The sequence below is a fragment of the Micromonospora sp. D75 genome (assembly GCF_018070405.1).
In the GTDB taxonomy this organism is placed as follows: domain Bacteria; phylum Actinomycetota; class Actinomycetes; order Mycobacteriales; family Micromonosporaceae; genus Micromonospora; species Micromonospora chalcea.
In genome coordinates this window covers 1-16,132 of record NZ_JAGPXV010000002.1, presented here as the reverse complement: position 1 = coordinate 16,132, position 16,132 = coordinate 1, and the positions used below count along the sequence as shown (strand labels likewise).

Genomic DNA, 16,132 nt, shown 5'->3' with positions numbered 1-16,132 from the left:
GTTCGGGGTCGGCCGGTGGGTCCCGGTGTGTCCGTTGGTTCGGGCACCTGAACGCTCCCTCGGTTGACTCAGGGTCGCGGCTTCGTATCGACCCGTGACGTTGCTCGCGAGCATGCCATCCTGAGCCGCAGATCAAAAGGCAGGTCGGAGGATATTTCACGTAACAACAATCTCTTTGTCGAGAATGGAGCCCGTGGGATGTGCGTCACTCCCGTACACAGTGGTGGTTGCGGAGCGCGAGCAGCGCTCACCTATCGCGGACGCCGGCAGAACGCGGGCGCGGACCCGTCCGCTGTGCCAAGCTTCGGGCATGGACGACAAGACCATCCTGAGCCGGATCTCGGAACTCGTCGACGAGGAGCACCGGCTGCGGGCCGACGCGCAGCAGCACGAGTCCGGCACCGACGACGAGGCCCGGGAGCGGCTGCGGGCCCTGGAGGAGTCCCTGGACCAGTGCTGGGACCTGCTGCGCCGTCGCCGGGCCGCGCGCCAGGCGCACGGCGACCCGGACGCCCAGGGCGAGCGCCCGGTGCCGGAGGTCGAGCGCTACCTGCAATGACCCGCACGGGTGGGCGTCCCGGGCGGCTCGACCACCCGGGACGCCCGCCCGTCAGCGGATCCCCGCCTCCCGCAGCAGCGCCTCGGTGAGCGCCTCCGGATCGGTGACGGTGGCCGGCATCCCGCGGGCGGCGAACCAGGCGGCCACCACCCGCACGTCCCGGCCCAGGAACTCGCCGCCCTGCGGGTTGGCCACCACGTCGACCACCTGCGGCAGGTCGATCATCACCAGCCGGCCCGCGTGCACCAGCAGGTTGTACGGAGACAGGTCGCCGTGGGCGTACCCGGCCCGGGCCAGCACGGTGAGCGCCTCGACCAGCTGATCCCACAGGTCACGCAGCTCGGCCGCGTCGGGCCGGACCTGCGCCAGCCGTGGCGCGGCCTCCCCCGCCTCGGCGTCGCCGACGAACTCCAGCATCAGCTCGGTGCCGAGCAACTGCACCGGATAGGGCACCGCGATCCGCCCGGAGGCGGCGCCGATCTCCCAGAGCTGGGACAGCGCGGCGAACTCGGCCGCCGCCCACTGCCCGGCGATCATCTGCCGGCCGAACGCGGTCCGGCCGGTCATCGCCCGCATCTCCCGCGACCGGCGTACCCGGCGGCCCTCCAGGTAACCGGCGTCGCGGTGGAAGAGCCGGTGCTGGGCGTCGCGGTACCGCTTGACCGCCAGCAGGCACGAACGGTCGGTGTCCGGCACGGCGCGGCGGACCAGGTGGACGTCCGCCTCCTTGCCGGTCTTGAGCACCCCCAGCTCGGTGTCCCGGGCGGCCAGTTCGGTGACCAGCCAGTCCGGGTACGGCTCGGGGCCGTGGACGGCCCGGTCCCAGGAGGACCAGCTGTCCTCCGCGTCGGGCTCGGCGTCCGGGTCGGCGAGGGCCGGCGTGGGCCGCCCCCGCTTCAGGAAGTCGGTTTCGTCGTCGTCGAAGCGGCTCTTGCCGCGGCCACGGCGCTGCGGCGCCGGGAAGTCGTGATCGCGCACGGGTGGATCTGTCCTTCGATCGAGGCTGGTGGAGGCAGGTGGTACGACCCTGCGAAAACGGCCATGACCGACCTCCTCTCCTCGACCGGGCACCCCCGGCTGCGCACTCGCGCGGCACCATGCTCGTACGCGCCCCGGCGCGGGTCAACGGATTTCCGCGCGGTGCCGCCGCGCTGCCTGCCGGCCCGCGCCGCCGGTCAGCCGGCCAGCACTGCGGCGACGGCCGCGATCAGCCCGTCCTCGATCCGGGTCGGCGCGAACCGGGGGTCCGACCAGCGGCGCCCCCGGTGCAGCCAGACACTGGGCAGGCCCACCGCGGTCGCGCCGCCAATGTCCGCCTCCGGGCTGTCGCCGACCACCCACGCGCCGCGCAGCGGCATCCGGGCCCGCTGGGCGGCGAGCGCGAAGATCCTCGGGTTCGGCTTGCTGACGCCGGCCTCCTCCGAGATCACCCAGTCGGCGACGTAGCGGTCCAGGCCGGTCTTGCGGATCTTGGCGTCCTGCTGACGGGACGCTCCGTTGGTGACCACCACCGGCACCCAGCCGGCGTCGGCGGCGATCCGCAGCGCGCAGGCCACCAGCGGATCGAGCCGCATGTGCGCCACCACGCCGTCGTGCAGCTCGTCCACCAGGTCGATCGAGGGGATGCGCAGCGCGTACCGGTCGCGGATCGCGTCCGCGACGTCCCACCGGTTGGTCAGCCCGTCGGCGTCCACCGACACCAGCCAGTCGAGGTCGGCGGGCGGCGCGCCGATGCCCGCCAGGAAGCGTTCTCCCCAGACACGGAACGGCCCGTCGCGGTCCAGCCGGGTGTTGTCCAGATCGAGCAGGAGCAACGGCACTTGGGCACCCTACGGGAACGCTCGGAGCACCGACAGGGCCCCGGGCCCAGCCACGGTCAGGCGACGAGCGCCGTACGGGCCGCGCCGGCGTCCACCGGCCGGTCGAGCAGCATGGTGTGCGCCGCGCGGGTGGCCGCCAGCGCGTCCGGGTCCAGCGTCGCCACCAGCACGTCCTCGCCGGTGTCGGCGCCCCGCGCCAGCGGCCGGCCCTCCGGGTCGTACACCGCCGCGCCGCCGTTGAACCGCCAGGGGTCCGCGCCGCCGACGACGTTGGCGAACACGACGTACATCGTGTTGTCCAGCGCCCGGGCGGCGTAGTAGAGGTCGCGGCGGTGCGCCGAGCCGGCCAGGTAGCCGCTCGGGCAGAGGTACCCGTGCGCGCCGTCCCCGGCCGCCGCCCGCGCGTGCTCCGGGAAGCAGCCGTCGTAGCAGACGCCCAGGCCCAGCCGCCACGTGTCGACTTCGAGCGTGGCGCCCCGGCGGCCGGCGTCGAACAGCTCGCGCTCGCCGCTCCAGAGCTGCTGCTTGTCGTACGCGGCGGTGACCGTGCCGGCCGGGTCCACCACGAGCGAGGAGATGGTGCGCCGCCGGTCGGGGTGGCGGACGGCGGCGCCGATCACCACTGCCGCGCCCGCGTCGGCGGCGGCGGTCCGCAGCGGGTCCAGCCGGGGGTCGGCGACCCGGCCGTCGGCGTCGGCGGCCACGTCGGTGCCCTCCGGGTCGGCGCCCAGCGTCGGCGGGTGGTACGCCGGCAGGAACAGCTCGGGCAGCACCACGACCCGGGCGCCCTCGGCCCGGGCGACGAGGCGGGCGGCGGCGCGGGCGTTGCCGGCGACGTCACCGGGGACGGGCTGGGCCTGGACGGCGGCGACGGTGAGCGGGCGCGCGGGAAGGGCGGTCACACGCCGATCCTAACCATCGGACGCGGCCGGATGATCTTCCGAATCCGCATCTCAAGCCGTACGTACGGTTTGCATCACGCGGTTCCACCTGCGACGATCCGTTCGTGCCCAGAGTAAGTCAGGACCAGCTCGACGCGCGCCGGCAGGAGATCCTCGCGGCGGCGCGGGCGTGTTTCGCCCGGCACGGCTACGAGGGCGCCACAGTGCGTCGGCTGGAGGAGGCCACCGGCCTGTCCCGGGGCGCGATCTTCCACCACTTCCGGGACAAGGACTCCCTGTTCCTCGCCGTCGCCGAGGACGACGCCGCCGCCATGGTGGAGACGGTCGCCCGTAACGGCCTGGTGCAGGTCATGCGCGACCTGCTGGCCCGGGCGGTCTCGCCCGACACGACCGGCTGGCTCGGCAGCCAGCTGGAGGTCTCGCGCCGGCTGCGTACCGACCCGGCCTTCGCCAAGCGCTGGGCGGAGCGTTCCGAAGCCATCGCCGCGGCGACCCGGGAGCGCCTGGTACGCCAGCGCGAGGCCGGCGTGCTGCGCGACGACGTCCCGATCGACGTGCTGGCCCAGTTCCTGGAGCTGGCCTACGACGGCTTGGTGCTGCACCTGGCGATGGGCCGCCCGGCCGGCGACCTGGCCCGGGTGCTCGACCTGGTCGAGGAGGCAGTGCGCCGGCACTGAGCCCGCCGGTCTCGGTCCGGTAACTGCGCCGCTCCAAGAGATCGACTCTGGCACGCCTGCTCCACAATGAGCCGCGACCCCTCCTCGCGACAGGAGCAGACGATGACCCCCTCCGACACCTGGGGCATCCCCGGCCCCGTATTCCTGCGCTGGTACCTCCTGCTCGCCGTCGTCCTGGTCATCGGCGCGATCGTGTACCGGCGTCGGATGCTGGCCGGCACGCCGGTGACCGATCACGGCGCGCTGGGTCCGCAGCAGGTCGCCTACCTCAACGGCGGCGACCAGCTCGCCGTCTGGGCCACGCTCGGCGCGCTGCGCCACGCGGGCGCGGTCGGCGTACGACCCGACCGGCGGCTCACCACCGGCGGTCCGCTGCCAGCCGGGGCCACCCCGCTGGACCAGGCGGTCCACCACGCGGCGAGCCGCGGCCTGCGGACCCGGGACCTGGCCGCCGACGAGTGGGTGCGGCGCGCGCTCGACGAGCTGCGCGACGGCCTGGTACGCCGGGGCCTGGCCCTGGACCAGGAGCGGCGCCGGACGCTGCGGCGCGGCGCGCTGCTGATCGGCTTCCTGCTGGCAATTGGCGTCGTGCGTGCGATCTCCGGCCTGCTCAACGACCGGCCCACCGGCTGGCTGCTGCTCAGCCTGTTCCCGCTCGGCCTCGCGTTCCTGCTGCTCAACCGCGTGCCCTGGCGTACCCGGGCGGCCACCGCCGCGCTGAACGACATGCGCCGCCGGCACGCCTGGCTGCGACCGGCCGCCTCCCCCGCGTACGCCACGTACGGCGCGACGGACGTGGCGCTGGGCGTGGCGCTGTTCGGCACCGCCACGCTCTGGACCATGGATCCGGGCTTCGCCGAGCAGGCCGAGATCCAGCGGCAGGCGATGGGCAACGTCGGCGGCGCGAGCTCCGGCACCTCCTGTGGAGGCGGCGCCTCCACGTGCGGCGGTGGCAGCTCCTGCGGCGGAGGCGGTGGCTGCGGCGGAGGCGGGTGCGGCGGATGAGCGGCCCGTCCGGCGTCGGCATCGGCTGGCGTCCCGAGATCGCCGGTTTCGTGGCCGGGCTGCCGGGGCTGCGTTTCGTCGAGGTGGTCGCGGAGGCGGTCGCACCGGCCGGGCCGCTCCCGGACGGGCTCGCCGAGCTGCGCGGACGCGGCGTCGATGTCGTACCCCACGGGGTGCGGCTGTCCCTCGGCGGCGCGGAACCGGTCGATCCGGCCCGGGTGGCGCACCTGGCCGCGGTGGCCGCGGCCCTGGACGCGCCGCTGGTGAGTGAGCACATCGCGTTCGTGCGGGCCGGCGGTCTGGAGGCCGGTCACCTGCTGCCGCTGCCGCGCAGCCGCGAGGCGGTCGCCGCGGTGGTGGCGAACGTGCGGCGGACGCAGGCGGAGCTGCCGGTGCCGCTGGCCCTGGAGCCGATCGCCGCGCTCTTCGACTGGCCCGACGACGAGCTGGACGAGGCGGACTTCCTCACCGAGATCCTCGACGCCACCGGCGCGCTGCTGCTGCTCGACGTGGCGAACGTGCACGCCAACGCCCGCAACCGGGGCGGCGAGCCGACCGCGCTGCTGGACCGGCTGCCACTGGAACGCATCGCCTACGCGCACGTCGCGGGCGGCGCCGAACACGGCGGCTTCTACCACGACACGCACACCGACCCGGTGCCCGCCGCCGTGCTGGACCTGGTCCGCGAGTTGTGCCGGCGGCGCCGGCCACCCGGCGGTCACGTGAGCGGCGACCTGGCGGCCCAGCAGGCCGAGCTGGTCGCCGCGCTCGTCGCCGGTGGACCGCTGCCGCCCGGCTTCGCACCGGCCCCGGTCGAGGCGGCCCGCCGGGCGCTGCTGCGCAAGCGGGCCGCGGACGTGGCCCGGCACTGGCCGCTGCTCGCCGCCGGCCTCGGCGCGCACTGGCCGGCGACGTTCACCACGTGGGCGGACGGACGCCCCTCGAACGGCTCCCTGCGCGACGGCTGGGACCTGGCCCGCGAGCTGCGCGACCGGGGCACGCTGCCGCCGCTGGGCGCGGAGGAGCTGGCCGCGCGCGAGGCCGCGAGCCGCTACGACGGTCACCGCCCGCCCCGGCCCCGCCGGATGCCGGCCGTCGCCCGGGCCGGCGGCGCCGTCGCGGCCCAGTTCGCCGGCCGGGTACGCCTGCTGCGGCCCGCCCCGCGCTGACACGCGCCCCCGGGTACGGCAGGATCGGGCGTATGGATCTCGGACTCGCCGACCGGGTGTACGTGCTGACCGGCGCCTCCGGCGGCCTCGGCTTCGCCACCGCCGAACAACTCGTCGCCGACGGCGCCCGGGTGGTCATCTCCGCGCGTACCCCGGAACGGGTGGCCGCCGCGATCGAGGCGCTCGGCGACCCGCAGCGGGCGATCGGGCTGACCGCCGACCTCGCCGATTCCGCCACCCCGGAGCGGCTCGTCGCCGCCGCCCGCGAACACTTCGGCCGCCTCGACGGCGCGCTGATCTCGGTCGGCGGCCCGCCGCCCGGCACCGCCGCCACCGTCACCGACGAGCAGTGGCGCGAGTCGTTCGAGACGGTCTTCCTGGGCAGCGTCCGGCTCGCCCGCACGGTGGCCGGCGCGCTCACCGACGGCGGCGCGATCGGGCTGGTGCTGTCCACCTCGGTACGCGGACCGCTGGCCGGCCTCGGCATCTCCAACGGGCTGCGACCGGGCCTGGCCGGCGTGGCCAAGGACATGGCCGACGAGTTCGGCCCGCGCGGCGTCCGTGTGGTCAGCCTGCTACCCGGGCGGATCATGACCGACCGCAACCGGGAGCTGCTGGCCGGTTCCGGCGATCCCGAGCGCGCCCGCGCCCAGGCGGAGGCGGCGATCCCGCTCGGGCGAATCGGCGACCCGGCGGAGTTCGGCCGGGTGGCGGCGTTCCTGCTCTCCCCCGCCGCCGGGTACGTCACCGGGGTGACCGTCCCGGTCGACGGCGGCGCGCTGCGCGGGCTGTGACAGTGGCCGCTGTGGTGGGCCGGGCGCCCGGGGCGGTGGGCCGGTGAGCGACCGACGGCGCCCGGGCGGTGGGCGGCCCGAGGCGGCCCCGGGGCCGGGCACGCCCGCCCGGCGGCACCCACGCCCCAGCCGCGAGCAGCTCGCGGCGGCGGCCGACCGGCTGCTGCCGGACGTCATCGCGCCCGGCCTGGACGTGCTCTTCGTCGGCATCAACCCCGGTCTGTGGTCGGCGGCGACCGGCTGGCACTTCGCCCGTCCGGGCAACCGGTTCTGGCCCGCCCTGCACCGGGGCGGGTTCACCCCGCGTCTGCTGCACCCCAGCGAGCAGGACCTGCTGCCCGCACTCGGCCTCGGGATCACCAACATGGTGGCCCGCGCCAGTGCCCGCGCCGACGAGCTGACCGCCGCCGAACTGGTCGACGGCGCGGCGACGCTCACCGCGAAGGTCGAGCGGTACCGGCCGCGCTGGGTGGCGGTGGTCGGCGTGACCGCGTACCGGATCGGGTTCACCCGGCCGAAGGCCGGCTTCGGGCCGCAGCCCGAGACACTCGGGCCGGCCCGGCTGTGGGTGCTGCCCAACCCGAGCGGCCTGAACGCCCACTTCACCCCGGAGACGCTCGGCGCCGCGTTCGCCGAGCTGCGTGCCGCGGTCGCCGCGGGTTAGAGCCCCGGTCGCCGCGAGCTAGGGCTGCGGCCGTCCGGGTCGCCACGGCCCGGCCGCTGGGTGCCCGTCCACCCGGTCGGTGCCGATCCACGCCCGCCGGCGCCGGGATTGAGGCCTCGCGCGCCGCTAGTTGGCTGCCGCCGGGGGCATGGCCTCGTGGGCGACGTAGGTGCCCATCGGCACAGTGGTCACCACCGGCTCCGGCTGCTCCGCCTCGGCATGAGGCGCGGGCGAGTCGGTGACCGCGAACTGGGTGCGGTACAGCTCGGCGTACAGGCCGCCGACGGCCACCAGCTCGTCGTGCCGGCCGCGCTCCACGATCCGCCCCTCGTCGAGCACGAGGATCTGGTCCGCGTCGCGCACCGTCGAGAGCCGGTGCGCGATCACCAGCGCGGTACGGCCGGTCAGCGCCACCGACAGCGCCCGCTGCACCGCTGCCTCGCTCTCCGAGTCCAGGTGGGCGGTGGCCTCGTCCAGGATCACTATCGACGGGGCCTTGAGCAGCAACCGGGCGATGGCGATGCGCTGCTTCTCGCCGCCGGAGAAACGGTAGCCGCGCTCGCCGACCGTCGTGTCGAGCCCGTCCGGCAGCGCCCGGACCAGGTCGGCCACCTGCGCGCCGGCCAGGGCGGCCCAGATCTCGTCGTCGGTGGCGTCGGGCTTGGCGTACCGCAGGTTCTCGCGGATGGTCTCGTGGAACAGGTGCGAGTCCTGGGTGACCACGCCGATCTCGTCGCGCAGCGAGGCGAGCGTCGCGTCCCGCACGTCGACGCCGCCGACCAGCACCTGGCCCTCGCTGACGTCGTAGATCCGGGAGATCAGCATGGACAGCGTCGACTTGCCGGCGCCGGAGGGGCCGACCAGGGCCACCATCTGCCCGGGCTCGACGGCGAACGAGACGCCCTTGAGCACCGGCTCGTTCACCGTACGGTCGAGGGTCGAGACCTCTTCCAGCGACGCGAGCGACACCTCGGCGGCGCTCGGGTAGCGGAAGCGCACGTCGCGGAACTCGACCCGGCCGCTGCCGCGCGGCACCGGCACCGCGTCGGGCTTCTCCGCGATGCCCGGACGCAGGTCGAGCACCTCGAAGACGCGGTCGAACGACACGAGCGCGCTCATCACGTCGACCCGGACGTTGGAGAGTGCGGTGAGCGGGCCGTAGAGGCGGGTCAGCAGCAGCGCCAGCTTGACGACGGTGCCGGCGCTGACCGCACCGGTGACCGCCAGCCAGCCGCCCACCCCGTAGGTGAGCGCCTGGGCCAGCGACGCGACGAGCAGCATCGCCACGAAGAACGTCCGCGAGTACATCGCGGACTGGATGCCGATGTCGCGCACCCGCTCGGCCCGGCGGGCGAACCGGTCGGCCTCGACCTCCGGCGCACCGAACAGCTTGACCAGCAGCGCTCCGGCCACGCCGAACCGCTCGGTCATGGTCGCGTTCATCTTCGCGTCGAGGTTGTACGACTCGCGGGTGATCTCGGCCAGGCGCCGGCCCACCCGGCGGGCCGGGATGATGAAGATCGGCAGCAGCACCAGCGCCAGCACGGTGATCTGCCAGGACAGCACGAGCATCGCGCCGGCGGTGAGCACGAGCTGGATGACGTTGCTGACCACCCCGGACAGCGTCGAGGTGAACGCCCGCTGCGCGCCGAGCACGTCGTTGTTGAGCCGGCTCACCAGCGCGCCGGTCTGCGTGCGGGTGAAGAACTGCAGCGGCATCCGCTGGACGTGGTCGTAGACCCGGGTGCGCAGGTCGAGGATGATGCCCTCGCCGATGCGGGCCGAATACCACCGCTGGACCAGGGAGAACAGGGCATCGGCCACGGCGAGCGCGGCGATGATCAGGGCGAGCCGGACCACAGTCGTGCGGGCGTCCGGACCGCCGCCGGCGATCGCGTCGATGACGTCGCCGGCGAGCAGCGGCGTGGCCACGCCGATCACCGCGGCGATGATCACGGTGATCAGGAAGACGACGATGTCACGCCGGTAGGGCCGGGCGAACGCGACGATCCGCCGGGCCGTGCCGCGCTTGAGCTCGTGGGCGGAGACCTCGTCCCGGTTGCGCAGCGACCGGAGCATGCTCCAGCCGCCCATGCCGCCGCCGGCCATCGGGTGGGACACTCGTCACCTCCAGGTCGTCAGGCAGCATGAATCGTCGGAGTCCATTCTCCAGACGCCTGTGACAACCTCGCGAGTAACCCAGATCTTCCCGAACGGTCCTTACGAAATCGCGCTCCGGGCCGGTTACTCGCCCCGGCCGGCCAGATCCCGGATACGCCGGGTCTGCGCCTCCCGCTCGGCGCGCTGCTGCTCGGCGTGCGTACGGTCGGCCGCGCCCGCCAGGAGCGCCTTGATCTCGACGATCGCGTCCCGGTTGTTGGCGAGGAGCCCGGCCGACAGGTCACGCACCGCGGCGTCCAGCTCGTCGTTCGGCACCACGAGCGTGGCCAGGCCGATCCGGTCCGCCTCGGTGGCGTCCATCCGGCGGCCGGTGGCGCAGATCTCCAGGGCGCGCGAATAGCCGACCAGCTCGACCAGGCGGCGCGTGCCGGCCAGATCGGGCACCAGGCCGAGTGTCACCTCGGCCATCGAGAGCCTGGCGTCGGCGGCGAGCACACGCATGTCGCAGGCGAGCGCGAGCTGGAAGCCGGCGCCGATGGCGTGGCCCTGCACCGCGGCGATCGACACCACGTCCGGCCGGTGCAGCCAGGTGAAGCCGCCCTGGTACTCGGCGATCCGGTCGGCGCACTCCGCCTCCGGGAGCGCGGCCAGCTCGGCGAAGGAGCCCGGCCCGGTGGCACCGGCGACCGCCAGGTCCAGGCCCGCGGAGAAGGCGCGCCCCTCGCCGCGTACGACGACGACGCGGACGTCGCCGGGCAGGTCGCGGGAGAAGTCGCTCATCGCCCGCCACATCGCCGGGGTCTGGGCGTTGAGCACGTCGGGCCGGCACAACGTCACCGTCGCAACCGGCCCGTCGCAGTCGAAGCGCACTCCGGTCGTCTCGGCGGTCACCGGACGCCCCGGAACACTGCGCTGATGGACGACGCTGGGCGGCGGGTCACGCCTTCTTCCGGCGCCGGGCGCCGCCGCGCTGCCGCAGCTGCACGCCGGATTCGGTGAGCACACGGTGGATGAACCCGTAGGAACGGCCGGTAGAGGCCGCCAGAGCACGGATGCTCTCACCCCCGGTGTACCGCTTTACCAGGTCTTTGGCGAGCGTCTGACGCTCGGCCCCGACGATCCGGCGACCCTTCTCAGTGCTGGTGGCTGTGCCGGTGGCTGCCATGCTGATCCCTCACGTCCCAGACTGTGCGGTTCGGATACGGTCCCACCTATTAGACCGCCTCGGACGATCATGCGCCAGATATCAACTATTCGCCAACCGACACGCTACGCAATGTCAGCTTCCCGATAGAGTGATCCTTCCGACCGGCTGATCCGTACCGCCCCGCCGGACGAGCGCATCCTCCCCCATGATCGACACCACCTCCCCGAAGTGGCTGCATCACCGTGCTCCGGACACCTCCACTTCGGCGAACTGGTGTGGATCATGCGATGGCCGGTGCGGCGGGCCGTATCGTGCCCGGGGTGATTGACGTGATCACGGCCGCGGCGGGTGCCGCCGGTGTCTTCGCCGCCACCAATCTCGACGACATCGTCGTGCTCACGGTGCTGTTCGTGGCCCTCCGGCACACCGGACGCCCCCGGCCCTGGCAGATCGTCGCCGGGCAGTACGCGGGCATCGGCGCGCTCGTCGCGGTCGCGGTGGTGGCCGCCGCCGGGCTGCTCGTGGTGCCGGACCCGTGGCCCGGCCTGCTCGGCCTGCTGCCGATCGCGCTCGGCGTACGCGCGCTGATGTCCCGTGGCGACGACGACGAGCCGCCGGCGGTGGTCGGCAGCCTGCTCGGCGTCGCCGGGGTGACCGTGGCGAACGGAGCCGACAACATCGCCGTCTACGTGCCGGTGTTCCGCTCCCTCGACCCGGCCACCGGCCTGGTCTGGCTGCTGGTGTTCGCGCTACTGGTGGCCGTGTGGTGCGCGGTCGCCGCCGCGCTCGGCGGGCACCCCCGGGTGGTGGCCCTGGTCGGCCGCGCCGGCCACTGGCTGGTGCCGGTGATCTTCATAGTCATCGGCGCGACCATCCTGCTCACCTCCGGCGCCCTCCCCCACCTGGCCGATCTCCTGACCTGACCGACCCGACCCGCCCCGACCCGGCCCACGGGGAAAAGAGGGCGGGTCAGGCCAGCTCGACCAGCTCCAGCAGGTCGTCGGACCAGGCGTCCTCGTCGCCGTCGGGCAGCAGGATGGCGCGGTCCGGCTTGAGCGCGCTGACCGCGCCCGGGTCGTGCGTGACCAGCACGATCGCGCCCGGGTAGCGGGCGATCGCGTCGAGCACCTGCTCGCGGCTGACCGGGTCGAGGTTGTTCGTCGGCTCGTCCAGCAGCAGCACGTTGGCGCCGGAGCAGACCAGCGTGGCCAGCGCCAGCCGGGTCTTCTCGCCGCCGGAGAGCACGCCGGCCGGCTTGTCCACGTCCTCGCCGGAGAAGAGGAACGCGCCGAGGATCTTGCGCAGGTCGGTGTCGGTCTGGTCGGACGCGGCGCTGCGCATGTGCTCCAGGATCGTCCGGTCCACGTCGAGCGTCTCGTGCTCCTGGGCGTAGTAGCCCAGCCGCAGCCCGTGCCCGGGGCGTACCTCGCCGGTGTCCGGCTCCAGCAGCCCGCCGAGCATCCGCAGCAGCGTGGTCTTGCCGGCGCCGTTGAGGCCGAGGATGGCCACCCGGGAACCTCGGTCCACCGCCACGTTGACGTCGGTGAAGATCTCCAGCGACCCGTACGACTTGGACAGGCCGGTGGCGGTCAGCGGCGTCTTGCCGCACGGGGCGGGGCTCGGGAACCGTACCTTGGCGACCTTGTCCGCGACGCGGACCTCGTCCAGGCCGGAGAGCAGGCGCTCGGCGCGCCGGGCCATGTTCTGGGCGGCGACGGTCTTGGTGGCCTTGGCCCGCATCTTGTCCGCCTGCGCCATCAGCGCGCCGGCCTTCTTCTCGGCGTTTGCGCGCTCCCGGCGGCGGCGCCGCTCGTCGGTCTCCCGCGCCTCCAGGTACGCCTTCCAGCCCAGGTTGTACGTGTCGACCACGGACCGGGTGGCGTCCAGGAACCAGACCTTGTTGACCACCGCCTCCAGCAGCGAGGCGTCGTGGGAGATCACGATCAGGCCGCCCTTGTGGTTGGCGAGGAAGCCGCGCAGCCAGGTGATCGAGTCGGCGTCGAGGTGGTTCGTGGGCTCGTCGAGCAGCAGGATGCCGCCGCCGTTCTCGCCGGCGTCGCGGAACAGGATCCGGGCCAGCTCGATGCGGCGGCGCTGACCGCCGGAGAGCGTGCCGATGGTCTGCGCCAGGGCGCGGTCGGGCAGGCCGAGGTTGGCGCAGATGCGGGCGGCCTCGGCTTCGGCCGCGTAGCCGCCGAGCGAGGCGAACTGGTCCTCCAGCGCGCCGTAGCGGCGGACCAGCCGCTCGTCGTCGGCGCCTTCGGCGAGCTTGTTCTCCAGTTCCTTCATCTGCGCCATGAGCACGTCCAGACCGCGGGCGGAGAGCACCCGGTCCCGTCCGGTGACGTCCAGGTCGCCGGTGCGCGGGTCCTGCGGCAGGTAGCCGATGGCGCTGCGCCGGTCGATCTGGCCGCCGTACGGCTGTCCCTCGCCGGCGAGCACCTTGAGCGTGGTGGTCTTGCCGGCGCCGTTGCGCCCGACCAGGCCGATCCGGTCCCCCGGCTGCACCCGCAGGGTGGTGTCGGACAGCAGGATCCGGGAACCGGCGCGCAGTTCCAGGCCGGTGGCAGTGATCATCTCGGAGTACTCGCTCTCGGGTCCGGAAGGGCTGACTCAGGGCACGCGAAAGCGCCGGCGGGTGGTGTTTTCCCGTCGGCGCGGGGCGGTTCAGCCTTCGCAGCGCAGCACGGGGGCAAGTGTACCGGTCCCCGCGGGCCCTCTCCGCCGGATTACCGTGCAAGATCATCGGGTACCGAAACCGCCGTCCGGACCCGGTCCGGTACCGCAACCATCACAAACGGACACATCGGTGATCGGGGTCAACATGGAGCTGAACGAGAACGCGCGGGTCGACACCAGCCAGGTGGACGACCGGCGAGGGTCCGGCGGAGGCGGCGGGATGGGCATTCCGATCCCGATCGGCGGCGGCCGGGGCGGGATCGTGGGCATCATCATTGCCGTGCTCGTCGCCCTGGTGGGCGGCGGCTTCGGCCTCAACGCCGCCACCAACGGCGGCGGCTCCGAGCAGGGCGACAACACCTCGCTGGAGCAGAAGTGCTCGGCGCAGGACGCGCTGGAGCAGCTCGACTGCCGCAACACTCTCTACGTCAACTCGATCCAGGCGTACTGGCGTACCGCGATGCCGGAGGCGTTCGGCGAGCAGTACAAGCCGTCGAAGACGGTGTTCTTCAGCCAGAACGTCAGCACCGCCTGCGGCGCCGCCGACTCCGGCGTGGGCCCGTTCTACTGCCCGGCCGACGACCAGGTCTACATCGACCTCACGTTCTACCGGCTGCTGGCCGACCAGCTCGGCGCCAAGGGCGAGTTCGCCCAGCCGTACGTGCTGGCCCACGAGTACGGCCACCACGTGCAGGACCTGCTCGGCACCGAGGCGCAGATGCGCCGCCAGCAGGAGCGTGACCCGCAGAGCGCGAACGCGCTGTCGGTGAAGCTGGAGCTGCAGGCCGACTGCTACGCCGGCGCGTGGGCGAAGAACGCCACCGGCACCGCCGACGAGCGCGGGCAGAAAATCTTCAAGAGCATCACCGAGGAGGACATCTCCCAGGCCATCGACGCCGCCGAGAAGATCGGCGACGACGCGATCCAGGAGCGTTCCGGTCGGCCGGTGAACCCGGACGAGTTCACCCACGGCAGCTCGGAGCAGCGCAAGCAGTGGTTCACCAAGGGCTTCACCACCGGTGACCCGAAGTCCTGCGACACCTTCGGCGCCGGGGCCTGATCCCCGCTCGGCGCATCGGCCCGCACCGCCACGGACGGCGGTGCGGGCCGATGTCGTTTCCGGGACCGGTCAGGCCGGCAGTGTCACCTGAGCCGGAGTGGACCGGTTGACGGTCGTCCCGTCACCGAGCTGGCCTCCGCTGTTGTCGCCCCAGCACCACAGGCCGGCGTCGGTACGGATCGCGCAGCCGTGGTCGGTGACCGCGAGCCCGCCGGTCCAGCTGGTGGCGGTGCCGACCTGCGCGGGCGCGGACCGGTGGGTGGTGCTGCCGTCGCCCACCTGGCCGGCCGAGTTCTTGCCCCAGCACCACAGGCTGCCGTCGGTACGCGACGCGCAGGACGTGTCGCTGCTCGCGGCGATCCGGTTCCACGTGGTGGCGGTGCCGATCTGCACCGGCGCGGTCCGGTACGAGCCGCTCACGCCGAGCTGGCCGTATCCGTTCTCACCCCAGCACCACAGCCCGCCGGCGCGGACCCCGCAGGTGTGCGCGTACCCGGCCGCGACGCCGGTCCACCCGGTCGCGGTGCCGACCTGCGCGGGCGCGGTCTGCGGCGTCAGGTTGCCGAGCCCGAGCTGGCCGTCCGAGCTGGCCCCCCAGCACCAGAGCGTGCCGCCGGTCCGGATACCGCAGGTGTGCCCGTAGCCGGTCGAGACGCTCACCCAGTCGGTGGCCGTGCCGACCTGCAGCGGGGTGTTCGCGACGTACGGCGAGGCGCCGACGCCCAGCTGGGTGGTCCGGTTGAAGCCCCAGCACCAGAGCGTGCCGTCGGTGCGTATCGCGCAGGTGTGCTGGGGGCCGGCGTCGACCCGGGCCCAGGTGGTCGCGGTGCCGACCTGCACCGGGGCGCTGCGGCTGGTGGTGCTCCCGTCGCCGAGCTGGCCCCGGAAGTTCGAGCCCCAGCACCACAGCGTCCCGTCCGTGCGGACCGCGCAGGTGTGCCCGGTGCCGGCGTCGACGTTCGTCCAGGTGGCGGTGCCGACCCGCGTCGGGGCGCTGCGGTTCGTGGTGGTCCCGTCGCCGAGCTGACCGCCGTAGTTCGAGCCCCAGCACCACAGTCCCCCGTCGGTGCTGATCGCGCACGTGTGCGCGCCGCCCGCGGTGACGCTGCTGACGGTGGGCGCGGCGAGCGCGGCGCGCTGCGCCGGGCCCGCGTTCGCCGTACCGGCGGTGAGGGTGGCGGTGAGCACGAGGCTTCCGGCGCTCATTGCCGCCGCCGCGACGAGGAGTCTCGTCGCACGGCGCCACCGGGCTCGCAGCCGGCCGTCCTGATATCCGCTCATGAAGTTGTTGTCTCCCAACGATGTCGGCGCGTGATGGCGGAGGCGAAGCTGCCCCTGCGGGTCGCCCGGAGACCCGCCGCTTCGTGACACCGACGATAGGCATCGAGTCGATTCGATGCACCATCGAGGAGCGGGATTGCGCCGTATTGAGGTGATCTTTCCTGTTCAGCGGACCAGGATGTGGACCGCCCGGGCGGCCGCGACGGCGGCCACCAGCACCGCGTGCCGGGGCTCCGGCACGTCGAGCAGGCGCG

Annotated in this window: 16 protein-coding genes and 1 pseudogene; 9 read left to right on the top strand and 8 right to left on the bottom strand. The window is 73.6% G+C overall.

Annotation, left to right across the window (positions count from 1 at the left end; genetic code table 11):
- Positions 1-310: 310 nt before the first annotated feature.
- Positions 311-559 (top strand): DUF2630 family protein, encoded by a 249-nt coding sequence (locus KBX39_RS00350; RefSeq protein ID WP_030503278.1) that lies wholly within the window; start codon positions 311-313, stop codon positions 557-559.
- Between the two features lie 51 nt (positions 560-610).
- On the opposite strand, the gene KBX39_RS00345 is transcribed toward KBX39_RS00350, so the two are convergent.
- The 3 genes from KBX39_RS00345 to KBX39_RS00335 form a co-directional block, all read right to left on the bottom strand.
- Complete coding sequence (locus tag KBX39_RS00345) at positions 611-1,537, bottom strand: serine protein kinase RIO (protein WP_064445320.1); 927 nt, start codon at positions 1,535-1,537, stop codon at positions 611-613.
- 197 nt (positions 1,538-1,734) lie between these two features.
- Positions 1,735-2,379 (bottom strand): HAD family hydrolase, encoded by a 645-nt coding sequence (locus KBX39_RS00340; RefSeq protein ID WP_210868645.1) that lies wholly within the window; start codon positions 2,377-2,379, stop codon positions 1,735-1,737.
- Positions 2,380-2,435: 56 nt separating this feature from the next.
- Positions 2,436-3,281 carry a carbon-nitrogen hydrolase family protein gene (locus tag KBX39_RS00335; RefSeq protein ID WP_210868644.1) on the bottom strand — a complete coding sequence of 282 codons (846 nt, stop codon included), beginning with the start codon at positions 3,279-3,281 and terminating at the stop codon, positions 2,436-2,438.
- A 104-nt stretch (positions 3,282-3,385) separates the two neighbouring features.
- On the opposite strand from KBX39_RS00335, the gene KBX39_RS00330 reads away from it, so the two are divergent.
- From KBX39_RS00330 to mug, 6 genes and pseudogenes are all read left to right on the top strand, one after another.
- Positions 3,386-3,958: a TetR/AcrR family transcriptional regulator gene (locus KBX39_RS00330; RefSeq protein ID WP_030503274.1), complete on the top strand. Its 573-nt coding sequence runs from the start codon at positions 3,386-3,388 to the stop codon at positions 3,956-3,958.
- Between the two features lie 102 nt (positions 3,959-4,060).
- Entirely contained in the window at positions 4,061-4,963 is a 903-nt protein-coding gene (locus KBX39_RS00325) for a TIGR04222 domain-containing membrane protein (protein ID WP_043329655.1), read from the top strand.
- Positions 4,960-5,751: pseudogene (locus KBX39_RS00320) on the top strand (DUF692 family multinuclear iron-containing protein); the annotation flags it as partial. The gene KBX39_RS00325 and the pseudogene KBX39_RS00320, both read left to right, overlap by 4 nt.
- Positions 5,749-6,132: a hypothetical protein gene (locus KBX39_RS33040; RefSeq protein WP_247659740.1), complete on the top strand. Its 384-nt coding sequence runs from the start codon at positions 5,749-5,751 to the stop codon at positions 6,130-6,132. The pseudogene KBX39_RS00320 and the gene KBX39_RS33040, both read left to right, overlap by 3 nt.
- 32 nt (positions 6,133-6,164) lie before the next feature.
- Positions 6,165-6,926, top strand: coding sequence for an SDR family oxidoreductase (locus tag KBX39_RS00315; RefSeq protein WP_069089101.1), 762 nt, complete (start codon positions 6,165-6,167; stop codon positions 6,924-6,926).
- Positions 6,927-6,969: 43 nt separating this feature from the next.
- The gene (gene mug, locus KBX39_RS00310; protein ID WP_064445315.1) at positions 6,970-7,590 is read left to right on the top strand and encodes a G/U mismatch-specific DNA glycosylase; all 621 of its coding nucleotides are present in this window, start codon (positions 6,970-6,972) and stop codon (positions 7,588-7,590) included.
- Positions 7,591-7,716: 126 nt separating this feature from the next.
- Here the strand turns inward: mug and KBX39_RS00305 are convergent, their stop codons facing one another.
- From KBX39_RS00305 to KBX39_RS00295, 3 genes are all read right to left on the bottom strand, one after another.
- Positions 7,717-9,699 (bottom strand): ABC transporter ATP-binding protein, encoded by a 1,983-nt coding sequence (locus tag KBX39_RS00305; RefSeq protein WP_064445314.1) that lies wholly within the window; start codon positions 9,697-9,699, stop codon positions 7,717-7,719.
- Between the two features lie 135 nt (positions 9,700-9,834).
- Positions 9,835-10,602, bottom strand: coding sequence for an enoyl-CoA hydratase/isomerase family protein (locus KBX39_RS00300; protein WP_043329652.1), 768 nt, complete (start codon positions 10,600-10,602; stop codon positions 9,835-9,837).
- Positions 10,603-10,648: 46 nt separating this feature from the next.
- Entirely contained in the window at positions 10,649-10,876 is a 228-nt protein-coding gene (locus tag KBX39_RS00295; RefSeq protein WP_007072022.1) for a helix-turn-helix domain-containing protein, read from the bottom strand.
- Positions 10,877-11,169: 293 nt separating this feature from the next.
- Between KBX39_RS00295 and KBX39_RS00290 the strand changes: the two genes are divergently transcribed.
- Positions 11,170-11,781: a cadmium resistance transporter gene (locus tag KBX39_RS00290; RefSeq protein ID WP_210868640.1), complete on the top strand. Its 612-nt coding sequence runs from the start codon at positions 11,170-11,172 to the stop codon at positions 11,779-11,781.
- A gap of 46 nt (positions 11,782-11,827) precedes the next feature.
- Here the strand turns inward: KBX39_RS00290 and KBX39_RS00285 are convergent, their stop codons facing one another.
- Positions 11,828-13,435 carry an ABC-F family ATP-binding cassette domain-containing protein gene (locus KBX39_RS00285; protein WP_064445312.1) on the bottom strand — a complete coding sequence of 536 codons (1,608 nt, stop codon included), beginning with the start codon at positions 13,433-13,435 and terminating at the stop codon, positions 11,828-11,830.
- 247 nt (positions 13,436-13,682) lie between these two features.
- On the opposite strand from KBX39_RS00285, the gene KBX39_RS00280 reads away from it, so the two are divergent.
- Positions 13,683-14,597: a neutral zinc metallopeptidase gene (locus KBX39_RS00280; protein WP_043331134.1), complete on the top strand. Its 915-nt coding sequence runs from the start codon at positions 13,683-13,685 to the stop codon at positions 14,595-14,597.
- 69 nt (positions 14,598-14,666) lie between these two features.
- Here KBX39_RS00280 and KBX39_RS00275 read toward each other — a convergent pair whose 3' ends face one another.
- Entirely contained in the window at positions 14,667-15,878 is a 1,212-nt protein-coding gene (locus KBX39_RS00275; RefSeq protein WP_104113564.1) for a hypothetical protein, read from the bottom strand.
- Positions 15,879-16,132: the final 254 nt, after the last annotated feature.